General features: G+C 38.4%; 15 protein-coding genes and 1 other RNA gene. 7 read left to right on the top strand and 9 right to left on the bottom strand.

Annotated elements, in window-relative coordinates; genetic code table 11:
* The first annotated feature begins 508 nt into the window (after positions 1 to 508).
* Positions 509 to 1,342, top strand: coding sequence for a sterol desaturase family protein (locus EHQ52_RS19990; protein WP_135617113.1), 834 nt, complete (start codon positions 509 to 511; stop codon positions 1,340 to 1,342).
* 231 nt (positions 1,343 to 1,573) lie between these two features.
* Complete coding sequence (locus EHQ52_RS19985; RefSeq protein WP_135617112.1) at positions 1,574 to 2,584, top strand: patatin-like phospholipase family protein; 1,011 nt, start codon at positions 1,574 to 1,576, stop codon at positions 2,582 to 2,584.
* Positions 2,585 to 2,586: 2 nt separating this feature from the next.
* On the opposite strand, the gene EHQ52_RS19980 is transcribed toward EHQ52_RS19985, so the two are convergent.
* On the bottom strand, positions 2,587 to 3,423 hold the full coding sequence (locus tag EHQ52_RS19980; protein ID WP_135617111.1) for an RNA polymerase subunit sigma-70: 837 nt from the start codon (positions 3,421 to 3,423) through the stop codon (positions 2,587 to 2,589).
* 104 nt (positions 3,424 to 3,527) lie between these two features.
* A complete protein-coding gene (locus tag EHQ52_RS19975) occupies positions 3,528 to 4,301 on the bottom strand; it encodes an intradiol ring-cleavage dioxygenase (RefSeq protein WP_167492241.1) in 774 nt (257 codons plus the stop codon).
* 237 nt (positions 4,302 to 4,538) lie between these two features.
* Between EHQ52_RS19975 and EHQ52_RS19970 the strand changes: the two genes are divergently transcribed.
* Both EHQ52_RS19970 and EHQ52_RS19965 read left to right on the top strand, forming a co-directional pair.
* A complete protein-coding gene (locus EHQ52_RS19970) occupies positions 4,539 to 4,925 on the top strand; it encodes a hypothetical protein (protein ID WP_135617109.1) in 387 nt (128 codons plus the stop codon).
* 269 nt (positions 4,926 to 5,194) lie between these two features.
* Complete coding sequence (locus tag EHQ52_RS19965; protein ID WP_244244970.1) at positions 5,195 to 5,908, top strand: hypothetical protein; 714 nt, start codon at positions 5,195 to 5,197, stop codon at positions 5,906 to 5,908.
* Positions 5,909 to 5,919: 11 nt separating this feature from the next.
* On the opposite strand, the gene EHQ52_RS19960 is transcribed toward EHQ52_RS19965, so the two are convergent.
* Complete coding sequence (locus EHQ52_RS19960; RefSeq protein ID WP_135617108.1) at positions 5,920 to 6,483, bottom strand: SelL-related redox protein; 564 nt, start codon at positions 6,481 to 6,483, stop codon at positions 5,920 to 5,922.
* A gap of 76 nt (positions 6,484 to 6,559) precedes the next feature.
* Between EHQ52_RS19960 and EHQ52_RS19955 the strand changes: the two genes are divergently transcribed.
* Positions 6,560 to 7,270 carry a TerC family protein gene (locus EHQ52_RS19955; RefSeq protein WP_135617107.1) on the top strand — a complete coding sequence of 237 codons (711 nt, stop codon included), beginning with the start codon at positions 6,560 to 6,562 and terminating at the stop codon, positions 7,268 to 7,270.
* Here EHQ52_RS19955 and EHQ52_RS19950 read toward each other — a convergent pair.
* From EHQ52_RS19950 to rnpB, 6 genes are all read right to left on the bottom strand, one after another.
* Positions 7,230 to 8,678 carry a peptidase C69 family protein gene (locus tag EHQ52_RS19950; RefSeq protein WP_135617106.1) on the bottom strand — a complete coding sequence of 483 codons (1,449 nt, stop codon included), beginning with the start codon at positions 8,676 to 8,678 and terminating at the stop codon, positions 7,230 to 7,232. The two genes, EHQ52_RS19955 and EHQ52_RS19950, sit on opposite strands and share 41 nt — an antisense overlap.
* 49 nt (positions 8,679 to 8,727) lie before the next feature.
* The gene (locus EHQ52_RS19945; protein ID WP_244244969.1) at positions 8,728 to 9,948 is read right to left on the bottom strand and encodes a PP2C family protein-serine/threonine phosphatase; all 1,221 of its coding nucleotides are present in this window, start codon (positions 9,946 to 9,948) and stop codon (positions 8,728 to 8,730) included.
* A gap of 67 nt (positions 9,949 to 10,015) precedes the next feature.
* Positions 10,016 to 10,438, bottom strand: coding sequence for an acyl-CoA thioesterase (locus EHQ52_RS19940; RefSeq protein ID WP_086446347.1), 423 nt, complete (start codon positions 10,436 to 10,438; stop codon positions 10,016 to 10,018).
* A 69-nt stretch (positions 10,439 to 10,507) separates the two neighbouring features.
* On the bottom strand, positions 10,508 to 10,768 hold the full coding sequence (locus EHQ52_RS19935; protein ID WP_135617104.1) for a hypothetical protein: 261 nt from the start codon (positions 10,766 to 10,768) through the stop codon (positions 10,508 to 10,510).
* 377 nt (positions 10,769 to 11,145) lie between these two features.
* Positions 11,146 to 11,739 carry a hypothetical protein gene (locus EHQ52_RS19930; RefSeq protein WP_135617103.1) on the bottom strand — a complete coding sequence of 198 codons (594 nt, stop codon included), beginning with the start codon at positions 11,737 to 11,739 and terminating at the stop codon, positions 11,146 to 11,148.
* Positions 11,740 to 11,747: 8 nt separating this feature from the next.
* Positions 11,748 to 12,140: RNase P RNA component class A (gene rnpB / locus EHQ52_RS19925), an RNA gene on the bottom strand.
* A 219-nt stretch (positions 12,141 to 12,359) separates the two neighbouring features.
* Between rnpB and EHQ52_RS19920 the strand changes: the two genes are divergently transcribed.
* Together EHQ52_RS19920 and EHQ52_RS19915 are read left to right on the top strand one after the other, a co-directional pair.
* A complete protein-coding gene (locus EHQ52_RS19920) occupies positions 12,360 to 13,070 on the top strand; it encodes a lysophospholipid acyltransferase family protein (RefSeq protein WP_135617102.1) in 711 nt (236 codons plus the stop codon).
* 299 nt (positions 13,071 to 13,369) lie between these two features.
* On the top strand, positions 13,370 to 13,831 hold the full coding sequence (locus EHQ52_RS19915) for a tetratricopeptide repeat protein (RefSeq protein ID WP_135617101.1): 462 nt from the start codon (positions 13,370 to 13,372) through the stop codon (positions 13,829 to 13,831).
* Positions 13,832 to 13,954: the final 123 nt, after the last annotated feature.

Genomic DNA, 13,954 nt, shown 5'->3' with positions numbered 1-13,954 from the left:
CCGGGCGATATCCTTCAGGCGTAAAAACCATATTAATTACGTCGCCCAACCGGTCAAACCTCTTTTGTATTTATTGAGAAGATTTTCTGCAGAAAATTTGAGAAAAATTCCCAATGTTTTCCGGAAGATTTTCCTATTTTAAGGAAAAAGTACAAAAAAATCCTAAAGAAACCTACTTCATAAAGAAAGTAGAGAAGAGAAATATTTACAATCTTAAATAGTATATTAGAAAAATGAGAAACAATTTATTGAAAAATAGGATATATTTTATTCGATCTTCAAACAAATTCTGATTTCATAATATAGAAAAGGGAATGATCAAAGTAATGATCTTCTATATAAAATACTTTTCATTTATATCTAAATATTCCGGATTGATCCAGCATTCCCTGCAGTGTCACATTTGGTCCAAATAAAACGACCTAAAAAAGATCAACTAGCCCATTCATTCAATACGAATCCCCATTTTCTTACTAAACTTAGTATATACTAATTTAGGAAGAAGTTTATGAGTTTGATTCGATTCTTTATCTATCCGGTATTCTTTTTAGGAACGTCCTGTTTCTATTTTTTATTTGTACATTCAGGAATGGAGCCGCTCTATTCTAGCTTCATTTGTTTTAGCTTATTGGCTCTTATCGTTTTTTATTTAGAGAAGAAGTTTCCGTACGAGCCGGATTGGAATCGAAATCTAGGAGATCTTTCTGCGGATATAATCCACAATCTTGTGAATTTTCTTCTGATATTTTTAACTTATAAGATGATAGAAGTTCTTAAATTCAAAATTTCTATTCCTTCTATTTGGCCGAGTGAACTTCCCTATTTTTTACAGATAATGATTGCAGGAGCATTCATTGATCTGGGAATGTATTGGATCCATAGACTTAGCCATTCTTTTCCTTTTTTATGGAGGCTTCATTCTGTTCATCATAGTTCCGAAAGACTTTATTGGCTAAATGGAGAAAAAAGACATCCAATCCATGCGATGTTAGAAGGAAGTCCTGGAGTTCTATTGGTATTTCTTTTAGGAGCTTCTTCGGAAGTGGTTTTAGGTTGGTTAAGTGTTTTAAGTTTTCATCTAATGTTCCAACACGGGAATATAAATTATCGCGCAGGTTTTTTGAAATATATCTTCTCTGTTGCAGAACTTCATAGATGGCATCATAGGAAAAAATACAGAGAAACTCAGGTGAATTACGGAGCAGTATTTTCTTTTTGGGATCGCATGTTCGGAAGTTTGCAAAATGGAGAAGGTTTCGTAAGAGGTTCACAAGTTGGTCTGGAAAGAGAGATCCCTTTTCCAAAAGATTATCTAGGACAGATGATAGAACCTTTTAAGTAAGAGTCGCGGCAGGGATACGCAGGGCTTTAGTCCTGGCGAAGCCAGGATGAGCGCAACTGCGCGAACCCGTAGTAGCCCGACCCGAGTGAAACGAGGTGCCGCCCCCTATTGCTCTGTCGCTACGGAAAGTTGCAAAAAAGTCCATGTTTAGGAAGAAAAAGGAATTCGAATTTGGGATTTGAAATTTCAAGTTTCTTGCAAATGGAGAAGGGTCGAAAATTTTATCTTTAGATGAGTTCGTATTTTTCTCCCGGAGAATCGGAACAATCCGGAATGATGATCGGTTTGCCCAAGGCCAAAAAAGGCGGGAGGGCATTGGTAGTTGCTGGCGGAGGAATGAAAGGTTCCTTTGCGGGTGGTGCTTTGTATGCAATCAATCAGGCTGTGCCTTCTACATACTTCGATCTAATTTTGGGAGTTTCTTCCGGTTCTTGTGCTGCTGCGTATTATACCACTGGCTATGAGACAGATCATGCTCATGGTTTGAAGATCCTGGATATTTGGAGAAAAGAACTCACAGGCAGCCAATTGATCTCCTTTTTAAATCCTTTCCGGGGTAAAACATTTTTAGATCAAGAATATCTAATAGATTATTTGTTCGGAACAAAGTATAGACTTCCTTCTGAATATTTGGAGAAGAAAGAAACTTCTCCTTTTTATGTGGTGGTCACAAATCTTGCAAAAGCAAGAGCAGAATATGTTAAGGCGACCGCTTCTAATGTTTTAAATTTGTTAAAGGCAGCGACTTCTTTGCCTATTGCTACCAGAGGAAAATGGAAATTGGGCGGGCAATATTATGGGGATGGAGGGATCTCAGATCCTATCCCTGTTGAGTCAGTCATCCAAGCCGGTTATAAAGATATTACTGTTGTATTAAATAGTCCGGAAGATGAATTTTCTGATCCTATCCCTGGTTTCCAAGGTTGGCTTTCTTATCCTTCTAATAAAAAACTTTCTCATATGATCTCTAAGGTGCATCATACTATGTACAATCGTGCAGTCAGTATCATTCATTCTCCACCTAAAGGTGTAAAGATCAGAGTGATCTCTCCGGATGAATCTGAATTGAGCATGGTCACCACAAGTTCCAAACTTTTGAATCGTTCCGTTACAAAAGGTATGGAAGCAGGACAAAGATTGGTCGCGAACATGATCGCAGAAATTTCAGGACTCAAAAATAAATCCAAACTTTTAAGAAAACTTTGGCTTCCTACAATCCGTCCGGAAAAAGACAAAAGCTGATCTTAAGCTGCTTCTGAAAATCTGATCTTTTTAAGATCTTCTTTTCTTTTTAATTCCGAGATTGCAAAATAATAGGATTTGCGGACAGAATGTTCACTGAGTCCCAAATACCAGCCTATCTTTTTGAAACTTTTTTCTTCCGTTACCGAGCCGCAGACTTCGAGTATCTGTTTTCTGGACGTTTTCCATCTTTCTAAATTTTCGAAATGGTGGATCTGCATGTTTTGGTAAAGCCTGGAAAGTTTTTCGTTTAATTCCTTTTTTCTGATCCAGGATTTTCTTTCTTCTTCTATATCTTTTGAATAATAATCCTTGAGTTTTAGTTTTTTCTTTTTGAGTTTTGAGTAGAATAATCTAAATTCTTTTAAATTCAAAGGAATTCTATGTTTTAATTTTAAGATAAGAGAAGAAATCGTATCCATTTCCGAGAGAACGTTTTGAACTAAACCTGCGGCCTGCTTACTTTCGTTCAGTATATTTCTTGTGAATTCGGATCTTGGGTCGTAAAATCTTTCGAATCCATCTGATAGAATTTCACTTCGATTCAGTCGGATCTCTTTTCTTCTTTGATTCCATATTAAATTTTTAGTATATGTTGTGAAAAACGCAGGAAAATTAGAATACCCTCTTTCCTTGAATAGATGTAATACTTCTTCTGCATTTAAAACTAGTTTCAGAACGATCTCAGAACAAGAATCTTCGTCCAAACGGTATTTTCCTCTGGCAAGTGCCCAGGCCCAAACCCATGCTTCTTTTAAAAAATGTTCTGAATTCCCTTCTCTAAAATAAAATTCAACGGAAGAGATAAGTCTTTTGTCTTTTTCGGATATTTTTTCCATGATCGGATCTCAAAAGAGAAGTTCCGATCTTCTACTAATATAAAAATGGAACCGTTCGCCTTAGGCCCTAAATTGGTAACTAAGACGAACTTTTTTGGATTTTTTTAATTCGCAATACCTACAGTCAGATTCGCGATATATCCTCCTGTGGAAGTATCCTCAGTGATCGTGCATAATTCCAAACTTAAATCTGAGGCGGAGTTATTAAATATATTATCATAACAATTTCCAGGAACGGAAGTGTTTTGCCCGTGCGCCGAATATAAAGAAGTGTTATATACAGTTTTCGTAATATCTTCCGGAAAAGCAATTTGAGAAGTTGCAACAAGTCCGTTATTTAAATATACTTGGAAATGTATATGAGTTACTCTTCCTGAATACCAACCTGGATAGATCGTAGTAAAGTTTACGATACCTGAACTATCAGTGAGTTGAATTCCTCTACAGAATGTTTCTCCAATATAATTTTTGGTACCTAAATATCCAGATTCTTTGTATCCAGAATAATATCCGTCCTTATCACAATGCCAAACATCCACTCTCGCATTCGAAATTGGGTTACAATTATCGTTTATGTTTTGGATCGTCAATACAAGACTCAAAGGAATTCCAGCTTTTCCCTCAGTAATATCTTGGCGGAAATAAGAAGAATTGGAACTCAAATCTAAAGGATATGGACCTTCTGTTTCTTTTGGGATCAATGCACATACAGAAGAACTAGAAACATCAGCCGCATTGCAGGAAGAAGTTTCCAATATCCCTTGCAATAAACCCAGATTAGAAGGCGAATTATCCTTTTGAGAATTACATGAACTTGTGAGTCCCGTAAAAACAGCACCGGATACGAATATACTTTTCAGAAAATCTTTTCTTTTCAATGCAAACTCCGTATTCTCTCCAATTAGAATGAGAGAATGATTTAGATATTTTTTGCATCTAGATAAACCCGATCAAAGAAGAAGGTTCCCGAGAAAAGATTGAAGAAAGTTTTTTACTATAAAAAAGAACTCTTTATTCGGATAATAATGCCACTTAAGTATGAAAAATCCAAAATGAAACTAAATCATATCTTATTAGGTCAGAGTTGAAAACAAACTCCGCAAGAGACAAACATTATGAAAAAACTAATTTTATATTCTGCAATAACGCTTACCTTGACTGGATCAACATTTGCTCAACCAAGTGGTGGACCTGGAGGACCTCCAGGTGAAGATCCATGTAAAACGGAAAGACAAACTTATTGTAAAGATTCGAAACCAGGCCATGAAACAGATCGATGTCTGAGAGAATACATGTCCAAATTGTCAGAGACTTGTAAAAATCATATCAACGAAATGATGTCCCGTTTTGAAAAATTCAGATCGGCCTGCGCTGCGGATGATGAAAAATATTGCAAGAACGTAGAACGTGGACCTGCTCATATAGGATGTATGAGAGATAACGAAAGTAAGTTATCCGCTTCATGTAAAGCAGCACTTCCGCCCCCTCCTCCCAAAATGTAAACGAGCAAAAGAAAGTCCTCGGAATACGAGGACTTCGGTTTCCTTATTCGACTTCTTAAAAACTTCCTAATATCCGTTCAGGTAAACAAAAACCTAGCCGATCTATACAGCAGATCGTTTCCAATCGAAATTTTTCAATACTGAACAGAGAATAATTCATTTTTCTAATATTTCATATAAATGGGCTATGATCAAATCCTGATCCAACCTTAATTTACCCCACAATCTCCATGGTCTTAAGTGATTGACCAATTTGTCGGCCTTTACGTATGATTCCAAAATATAAAATGTCTAAACATTTTTCCAAGCTCCACCCGATCCTTACGATTATCTTATTCTCCGTAATCTCATTCTACGCATGTTCTGCTCCAAGTATCTACGGGAATTTTACGCCGACCAATACTATGTTCCAAAAGACCCCTATCCTGCCGGAACAAGTGATCATCTATACGGAATCTCTTCCTCTTGGAATTAGAAAAGGATATAGCGGCTTTTTCGAAGTTGAAAACAAATATAAAAATAAAATTGAGATCGTTGGAAAAATAGACGTAGATCTTCGTTATGGGGCCATCAATCGCCCCGGTTCCGGGCCGATTCCTTATTTTCTCCGACCGGAAGAAGAGGATGGTCTTGGGAGATACTGTCGTGGTTTTCCTTTAGTAGTTTTACCTTTGCCTGTATTCAATATACTTAATCCATTAGCTTGGCCCTGTGCGGATGCAAAAAACTTTGCGGATGATTCTCCTGAATCCATCGCATATAGAAACAAACTTAGAGAAGAGTGGATACGAAAGTTAGCTTCGGAAAATGGAGCAGAAATTGTATTCATGTTCGAAGCTCGGGAAGGTTATTCTGTTCATACTAGTACTTCTACAAATTATGATAAAAAAACTTCGTATCAAAGTACAAGTATCAATCCTAGAATAGAATGGCATATTTTTGCTGTAAAAGTATTGGATAAGAACTATTTGAAAATGAAATAAGATCCTGGATCCTAAGCCGGTAAAATCCCTGGGTCGTATTCATCTGTTGGTAAAGGAGTACATCCAGGTAATTTGCTCCAGTCCGGTTCATCTCCAATATGGCGATAAGAATGGGACCAAAGAATTCTATCTTTTAAAACTAAAAATACACCAGGCATTCTAAGTAGATGTCTACCTTGGACTCCGTAAAAATTTCCTTTTGCAAGCGCACGCACAGCACTTACCCAAACTTCTGGGCCTGCCAATTCAATTAAATTGCCTTCTTGTACACTGATCTGTTCATAAAAGGAAACATTTGGATTGGAGATTGCTTTTGCTTCTGGCCAGAATCTGGAGAAAAATTCTTCTCCTTCTCTAACCGATTCGGGATATACAAATAAGATAGGAGGGAATGCAGCCATTTCAGAACTGAAAACACGAAGGTCTTCCACTGTTTCTCTGCAAAATATACAACCAAGATGTCGTAGAAAAACGACCAAGCTAGGTTTTTGAGGAAGATTGTCCTCGAAACTATGGCCGGTTAAATTTCTCCCTTCGACCTGGGATTCCAAAATTTCTCTCGGTAAGAATTTCATCTCTCTTTCAAATCTTCTACGATACCGGAAAGGAAATCGATTGCTTTTCTAGTCCTTAGACGAATTTCTTTCTACAATGGATTTGCATCTTGTAGACCTTATCATCTCTCTTCTGACCCTAACAGCGATGGAAATCGTTCTAGGAATTGATAATATTGTATTTCTTTCCATAGTAGTCGGCAAACTTCCCAAAGAACAACAGGCAAGCGGCCGCACAATCGGACTTTTGGCTGCCTTAGGTTTTAGGATAGGCTTACTATTTACCGTAAGCTGGCTCGCCAGTCTCACTAACGGACTTTTCCAAGTCGGAAATTTTACAGTGACAGGAAGAGATCTGATCATGCTTGGCGGGGGACTTTTCCTAATAGCAAAAAGTACAAGTGAGATCCATCATAAAATGGAAGAAGGTGAAACTGATCTGGACACTGGATCTTCTCCATCTTTTCTGAATGTGATCGTGCAGATTATCATTTTGGACATTATATTTTCAGTAGATTCGATCATTACCGCAGTCGGACTTTCCGGAAACTTGATGATAATGGTCCTTGCTGTAGTCATTTCACTTTTGATCATGTTAATTTTCTCAGGAAAGGTAAGCGATTTTATCAACGAACATCCTACCATGAAAATTTTGGCTCTCTCCTTTTTGATCATGATTGGAGTGATGCTGTTTGCGGATGGTTTACATTTCCATATTCCGAAAGGATATATTTATTTCTCTATGGCATTCTCACTTCTCGTGGAATTCATAAATATGCGGGTTCGTAAGGCAAATCAATCCCCTTAAGAACTCTGGAATTGATCCTCGCTTTTCGATTCCAGATAGCCCAGCTCAGATTATAAAGTGGAGAAGACCAAAAGTCCGGAAGAATATTTCCGTTCACTGCAAGTTCTAATACTTGGTTTCTCCATTTTTTGTAGAGTTTATCCACTTCTTCCAAAGCTTCTTTAGTAACTGGATCCAGGGAAAAATTTCTAGTTAAACCAAGAGTAGATTCTACTTTTTGAATATACTTTTCCTGCTTTTCCTTTAGCTCCGCACTAAAAATAGAAACTGCCTTATCATAATTTTTCAGACATAGTCTGTATAAAATTTCATGATTCCACCAAAGAGAAGAATCTGGGCTTGCTCCTGGTTGGACAATATTTCCTTCTAAAAAAGTTTTTCCGGGAATGGAAAAAGGAATAAAAACGGATAAAGAAGGAATAGAACAACCAGTCGCCCAAAATTGTGAGTAAGCAGGATTAGTATCTAGCTCCGCTACAAAAGAAGAAGTTGTTTGGTTGGGAGAAAAAGGGCCTCCCGCATGAAGACAAACTGATCCCATCCCGGACTGACTAGGAGAATATCCTATACTTTTAGAGGGAAAACCACCTTGGCTGATAGAAAGAGGAGCACTTCCCTTTTCTTTACCTTCTAACCTTAGGATCTGCATCGCTTCCTGCACACCAAGCTTGGAGCCGAAAAATTTTCCTCCACCTGTAACGATCTCTCTTCGAACTTTACATTTACTGAAACTAGTAAATAGAGAATCTGAGAACGCTTCTTTAAAGGAAAAAGTTTGCCCTTTCTTTAGCCAACCTTTGGCTCTTGCAAAATCGATCGCATGAGAATGAAGACCATCATAATCAGACTCCAAGGTAAGACCATTCGAGATCGCGTAAAATCCCTTGATCTTCTTCCAAGCCCAATATCTATCTGCAGTTTCCAGAACATAAGCTTCTTTAGGATCCGCGATTATAAAACTATTATGATAGAAGAAGTTCTTATTTGAGTAACCACCGCATGCATCTTGGCCAAATCTTTCTAAATAATCTATGATCAGATCTCTCGCTTCCGCGGCAGTATCGGAATGTTCTAATCCAAGACGTAAAAGGTCCATTCCAGTAAGGCCATCATTCTTCTTCTCGATCTTAAGTTTGGTGAATACAGCCTCATTCCCGATCACAACACCTTTAGAATTTGCTCCCATCTCCGCTCCCCAGATATGAAGAGGACGAGAAATCAAAACTTCTCTGGATTTTTTGGAACTCGGAATATCTATGAATGTAAGTCGTTGCTGGCTTTCTTTAGATATTTTTTCTGGATATCTAACAAGACATTGAGGTTCATTCGGTTCTCTATCTGAATTTTTTCCGAAGATCATTTTACCGGAAGAAGTGGAATCAGGAGTGGCTACAAAAGTATCACACATGGGAAGTGATACTAACTCTTCCCGCAAGAAGAGCAAGATGTTTTTTGTTTTAGAGAACTTCCAAAAGTAGCATAGTCATATCGTCCTTAGGCGGAGAAGAATGTAGTCCAAGAACCGCTTCTCCCAAAGAATCCAAAAATACTCTGCCAGAAAGAGATGTATAATCTCTGATCAGATCTAAGAATGCTTCGTAGCCGAAAAATTCTTTTTCTTCTGTATAAAACTCGAACATCCCATCTGAAAATAATATTACCCTATCTCCGGGTTCTAATAAAATTTCATAATCTCTATTAAACAATTTAGGAAGAGCAAGTAACACTGTTCCCTTCCCGGTCAATTCTTGCACAGAACCATCTGACTTGATTAGAACCGCAGGATGATGTCCTGCATAAGAATAGGTTAGACTTTTTTTCTCTCGATCCAATCTCATATAGACAGCGGTGATAAAAAATCCACCGATCATAGTCATTAAAGATTCATGGATCAGAGTTAAACCCTTAGAAGGGCCTTCCGCAACCGGAGCAATAGTTTTAAAAGCCATTACAGCCATCGCGGAAACCATCGCAGCAGAAACTCCATGGCCGGCAGCATCCGCAAAGAAAAAGTCAAGCTCCCCTTCTTTGCCTAGATTTGTTTTGATAAGATCTCCACCCACACTTTCCAAAGGTTTAAAATAAGAACGTATCCTGAAATTTCCTGCTTCCGGAAACTCAAGATCCACAAGGCTTTTTTGGGTCTTCTGAGCGATCTCTAATTCTTCTTCTATATTTATCTGGAATTTTTCCATTTGCTCATCAGCCTCTAAAAGAGTTTCGAATGTTCTCATTCTAAACCCGATCACTAGCACGGATAAAATGGAAGAAGAGATTAGACCGAAATAATACATCCCCACATCTATCTTGGGATTTTCTACATGTATCCCAACAAAGAACGCTACCGCTATGAATAGTAGAAGGACCGGAATGAGCACCCTTCGATTATTGATCGAAACACCCGTACTGAATACAACGAGTATCAATCCAAATAGATAACCCAAATATAAACCATTCACATATAAAAGATAAAATGAATGGATACTCATCACTGCGAAATGGAATAGTAAAACCGACTCGCAGTATTTTTTAAAATTTTCGAATTTAAAACTTAATAATATAGAAATACAGATTAATGTAACATGAGAGATCCTCATCCATCTTGGATCTATGATACCCTCTGAAGCAGGATCACCTAACAATAAACCGAATCCCGCGAAAAAAAGAAAAAGAGACATCGCGAAACGAAATCGCGAAAGAGATTCCTCTGATAAAAATTCTTTTACGCTTGTGATTGCCGGCGTTTCATTTGTTTTGCTGGAAGAATTGTTCCTTGTAGACATCTGGAATCGCCACCGGTTTTCCGGTAGAAAAATTAAACCATAACAGTTCCGCTTTTCCAGTCAACACGCATTCCCCTGCCTGATTCCACATAGAACAAACGATTGAAAAAGATCTGTTCTTAACAGATTCCAATTTTACGGAAATATCAATCGTTTCCGGAAAACGAACCTGCTTCCTATAATCCATTTCTATATGAGTAAGGACCGGCCCGCCTTCCATAGGTTTTTGAGGAGATTCCCAAAGCCCCATATCATCAAAATAAGAAGCTCTGGCAGTTTCGAAATATCTTGCATAGACCACATTATTCACATGACCAAAGGCATCCATATCTCCCCAGGCCACTTTCTGTTGAACGCTGTACGGGTATTTTTCCGGTTTAGACATAGTGTTAGAAAAATCGAAGGGAGAAATTCTGAAAAGGAAAGAATTTTTAGAAAAATTTTCCCGCTAAATTTAATTTGCCAATAAATGATTCTTCTTCAAATATTCCTCTAAATCTTGGAAAGCTTTCTCCCAAACCTGAGACTCATATCTATTTTCGATGATTTTTAATAATTGAGTAAACCCGATATACTCATGAGTGATTCTTATCTTCTTATCCTTGTATCCCAATTCCAATCTTTCCTTTCTGAATTCGACACGATTGATTTCAGACCAGTAAAGTCTGGTCCTTTGCCCAAACATAGTCGTATGCTCTATTTCCGTTTCATTCACTCTTACACCTGAATTCGTGTAGAATAAGATGCCCGAACCGGAGAAGAGTAGAAAGAAAATCCCGAATGCCGTAGCAATTAAGTATTGTCCGACAGTACTCCCATTCTGTAAAAAAGGAATGGAAAAGATAGAGAATCCAAGAGGAATAATTAGAATCGAAACTATTAAAACGAATTTAGGAACGTAGAGAAATAATGCTCCTTCCTTTCTGCGAATCTTCGATTTCTGGATTAATCTTTGAATTAAATAAACAAAAGGAATCGCTAATATTGAAGCTAAAATCGAAAAAACAATCCTAATGCCAATCTCTTCCATCTATACCGTCCGATTTATACGGCAACATTTAAAAAACACTCTTCAAGGGTGTTTCTTCAGGATTACTTTTTCAAAAAGTTTTCGTATTTTTCTAAAGCTTCTTCTGCGATTTTTTGAGGAAGGTATTTTTCAAGTGTCTCTATAAAAACTTCGAACCCAGATAAAAGAGTCACCACTTCTATTTCTTCCTTACTATCAGAAAGAAAAAAAGCAGATTTTTCAAATTGAACAGATTGAATATCTCGCCAAAGGATCCTTTTATGTTTCCGAAAAATCCCTCTAGAGAGAATAGCGTCCTGCTCCAATATAATTTTATAATTTTTACAATAGAGTATTAGTAAGGTCCCGATCAAAAAAAGAACAAAGGACACCAAACACAAATTTGGGTCTGGAAAACTGAAGATCCCATTCTTCTGGAAAGTAAAATAAGAATCTCCTAAAAGAACAATAGGAACGAGCAAAATTAAAAAGAAACCCGCAAACCTATAAAAGATAGGAAGCCTCAAATAACGTTTCGTATTCTTCTGAAGCTGCAGTTTATCTGTATGTTTAATAAAATATTCGAATGTATATGTAAGAGAAAAAGCAAAAACAGATCCAAGTATTAAAACCAGGATCGCTTCTCTTGTGAACCATTCCATATTTATAAAATTCATATAATGCCAGTGGAAGGTTGCCTGTAAGCCGGATTTTGTACTCTTACGAGTGATGATCATTTATCTTGGTCTTTCAGTTACCGAAAAGACTCTTTGCTCTCTACCCGCGGCCCTGCAGAACCAACGATGGCCGCCTATTCGAGATTGCACCCGGGAGGGTTTACATTGCCCGCTTCTTCACAAAAGCGGCGGTGGGCTCTTACCCCGCCATTTCACCCTTACTAGAAAACTAGCGGTATATTTTCTGCTGCACTTTCCATATCCGGTTTCTTACGATCCCGAACTCCGGGAATTACCCGGTCCCGTGGTTCTATGGTGTCCGGACTTTCCTCACAAACTTCCCGAATGAGGGAAAAATCCACTCGATCAGAAAAGAAAGCGCGACCATCCGGCAGACCTTCCAAAACGAGTCTGGAAGAATTCAATGCAAAGGCTATTCGTTTTCAGACAATATAACATGAAAAACTCAGGATTGTTTCGCACAGAGATCACGGAGCACGCTGAGGATTTAATAAGGCAGATCCCTCCGTGCCCTCTGCGAACTCCGCGCGAAACACAAATGTAAAAAAATATCGGTGCTATTTTGCAACCTTCTCCCCAAACCAACCTCATATTGAACGATGTCATCAAAAAGCACTGTACAAAAGCCCCATCCTGGAAGTTCTGAATTAGCTAGAAAAGCGTTACGCTGGTTCGGAAGACTCTACGGATCCTTATTTTATAAAACAGAAGTTTATGGATTAGAAAATGTACCTCAGACTGGAAAAGTTTTGGTACTCTCCAAACACCAAAGGAATGATGATATTCCTCTAGGCCTTTCCAAAGCATTATATCATAGAAGAATGGATATCTGGGCGATCATGAAAGATTCTCTCGCTGCCCCTATTTTTATGGACTATTTTCTAAAATGCGGAGGAATTCCTCTCAATAGAAAAGAACCTAGAAAAAGTAAGAACGATCTTCTATTTGCAAAGAAGGTTCTGGGTGAAGGCAATATGCTCGTGATCTTCCCGGAACAAACCACCATCCCTTATAAGATGGGAAAAGGGCGCCCAGGTGGATTCAGATTTATAGTAGGAAAACCGGAAGAACCGCTAGCAGTTCTTTGCCTGGGATTAGAATATAAGCCCAGAGGGTTTTTGCGTAGGACCAGCTTCATAGTCCGAGCAGGAAAACTCAGACATTTTGAGCCTGATATGGACCATGAGGATTTCCTGCACGATTGTATGCACGAGATCGCAAGCCTCACGAATCTCAAATATCCATTCGAACAGGCTAAAAAAACGACTGATCAAAATGAGGATTTAGAACTCACAGAAACAATCCGTTAGAATTTTTGGCACGCGAAGCCGCTAAGTAGAAAAGAGTCCGCTTATAAAGTACAAGACCTTCTACTCTTGGCGCCTTTGCGTGATCCATCTTAGATAATTTCCCCGGCCTTAATACCTTCCTAACGGGGTGGAAGGAACTCCTTACACCCTTCCCCATATACATCCAGAACCCAAAAGGCTATACTATGCCAAGTTCAGGGAAATTTTCAGGTTTTAATAATAAAAAATCTAGTTTTTCCCAGAGACTTGGCACGGCGTTTGCACTATATTAGACAAAGCCTCGGCTGGGAGATAAAAAGATGAACAAATTAATTAAAATTGCCTTAATTTTAAGCATCTCCACTGCAATTTATGCAGAACCTGAAACCAACGTGATCGAAAGTTCGCTCAAGAACTACACACCGGAGACAGATGCCCAGCTAGCAAATAAGCTTACTGCCCTCGGAAGCCTAAAACAAAAAACCAGGGACTACGAAGGTGCAATCGCTTTTTACGATCAGTCCTTAGCAGTGAGAACAAAAATCGGCGATAAAGAAAGCTCTGGATACGCTCTGGTTCTTTACCTGAAGTCAATCTCCGAATTCCGTCTCGGCAAATCCTGCCAAGCCTTAGAGAACATTAAAGAAGTTATTCATGTATACCAAAAGATTGGTGACCTTGATTCCGCTCTTCACGCAGAGGAAGAAGGTCTTAAAAAATACCAGGAAGCATGTGGCCTGGCTTTTGCGAAACAGCCAAGCCTGACTCTAAACAAGGACTAAGAAACGCTAGGAAATCATCCCATCTCTAGTTCTAACTTCCCTGGTCCGCCCCTTTCGGGGCGGGCGCTTTTTTTGATTTGACTCTGATTTTTTCCATCCTAATCTTACAGGAATTCCTGGGTT

The organism is Leptospira koniambonensis (assembly GCF_004769555.1).
In the GTDB taxonomy this organism is placed as follows: Bacteria; Spirochaetota; Leptospiria; order Leptospirales; family Leptospiraceae; genus Leptospira_B; species Leptospira_B koniambonensis.
Note: the sequence above shows the minus strand (reverse complement) of the source record. Positions and strands in the feature narration are given on the sequence as shown.

What these genes read in the sequence shown, in the direction of transcription:
- EHQ52_RS19965 (WP_244244970.1), top strand. Translation starts at nt 5,195, where the DNA reads ATGATTCCAAAATATAAAATGTCTAAACATTTTTCCAAGCTCCACCCG.
- EHQ52_RS19930 (WP_135617103.1), bottom strand. Translation starts at nt 11,739, where the DNA reads ATGAATTTTATAAATATGGAATGGTTCACAAGAGAAGCGATCCTGGTT.
- EHQ52_RS19945 (WP_244244969.1), bottom strand. Translation starts at nt 9,948, where the DNA reads ATGTCTCTTTTTCTTTTTTTCGCGGGATTCGGTTTATTGTTAGGTGAT.
- EHQ52_RS19980 (WP_135617111.1), bottom strand. Translation starts at nt 3,423, where the DNA reads ATGGAAAAAATATCCGAAAAAGACAAAAGACTTATCTCTTCCGTTGAA.
- EHQ52_RS19955 (WP_135617107.1), top strand. Translation starts at nt 6,560, where the DNA reads ATGGATTTGCATCTTGTAGACCTTATCATCTCTCTTCTGACCCTAACA.
- EHQ52_RS19985 (WP_135617112.1), top strand. Translation starts at nt 1,574, where the DNA reads ATGAGTTCGTATTTTTCTCCCGGAGAATCGGAACAATCCGGAATGATG.
- EHQ52_RS19940 (WP_086446347.1), bottom strand. Translation starts at nt 10,438, where the DNA reads ATGTCTAAACCGGAAAAATACCCGTACAGCGTTCAACAGAAAGTGGCC.
- EHQ52_RS19915 (WP_135617101.1), top strand. Translation starts at nt 13,370, where the DNA reads ATGAACAAATTAATTAAAATTGCCTTAATTTTAAGCATCTCCACTGCA.
- EHQ52_RS19950 (WP_135617106.1), bottom strand. Translation starts at nt 8,678, where the DNA reads ATGTGTGATACTTTTGTAGCCACTCCTGATTCCACTTCTTCCGGTAAA.
- EHQ52_RS19970 (WP_135617109.1), top strand. Translation starts at nt 4,539, where the DNA reads ATGAAAAAACTAATTTTATATTCTGCAATAACGCTTACCTTGACTGGA.
- EHQ52_RS19990 (WP_135617113.1), top strand. Translation starts at nt 509, where the DNA reads ATGAGTTTGATTCGATTCTTTATCTATCCGGTATTCTTTTTAGGAACG.
- EHQ52_RS19920 (WP_135617102.1), top strand. Translation starts at nt 12,360, where the DNA reads ATGTCATCAAAAAGCACTGTACAAAAGCCCCATCCTGGAAGTTCTGAA.
- EHQ52_RS19960 (WP_135617108.1), bottom strand. Translation starts at nt 6,483, where the DNA reads ATGAAATTCTTACCGAGAGAAATTTTGGAATCCCAGGTCGAAGGGAGA.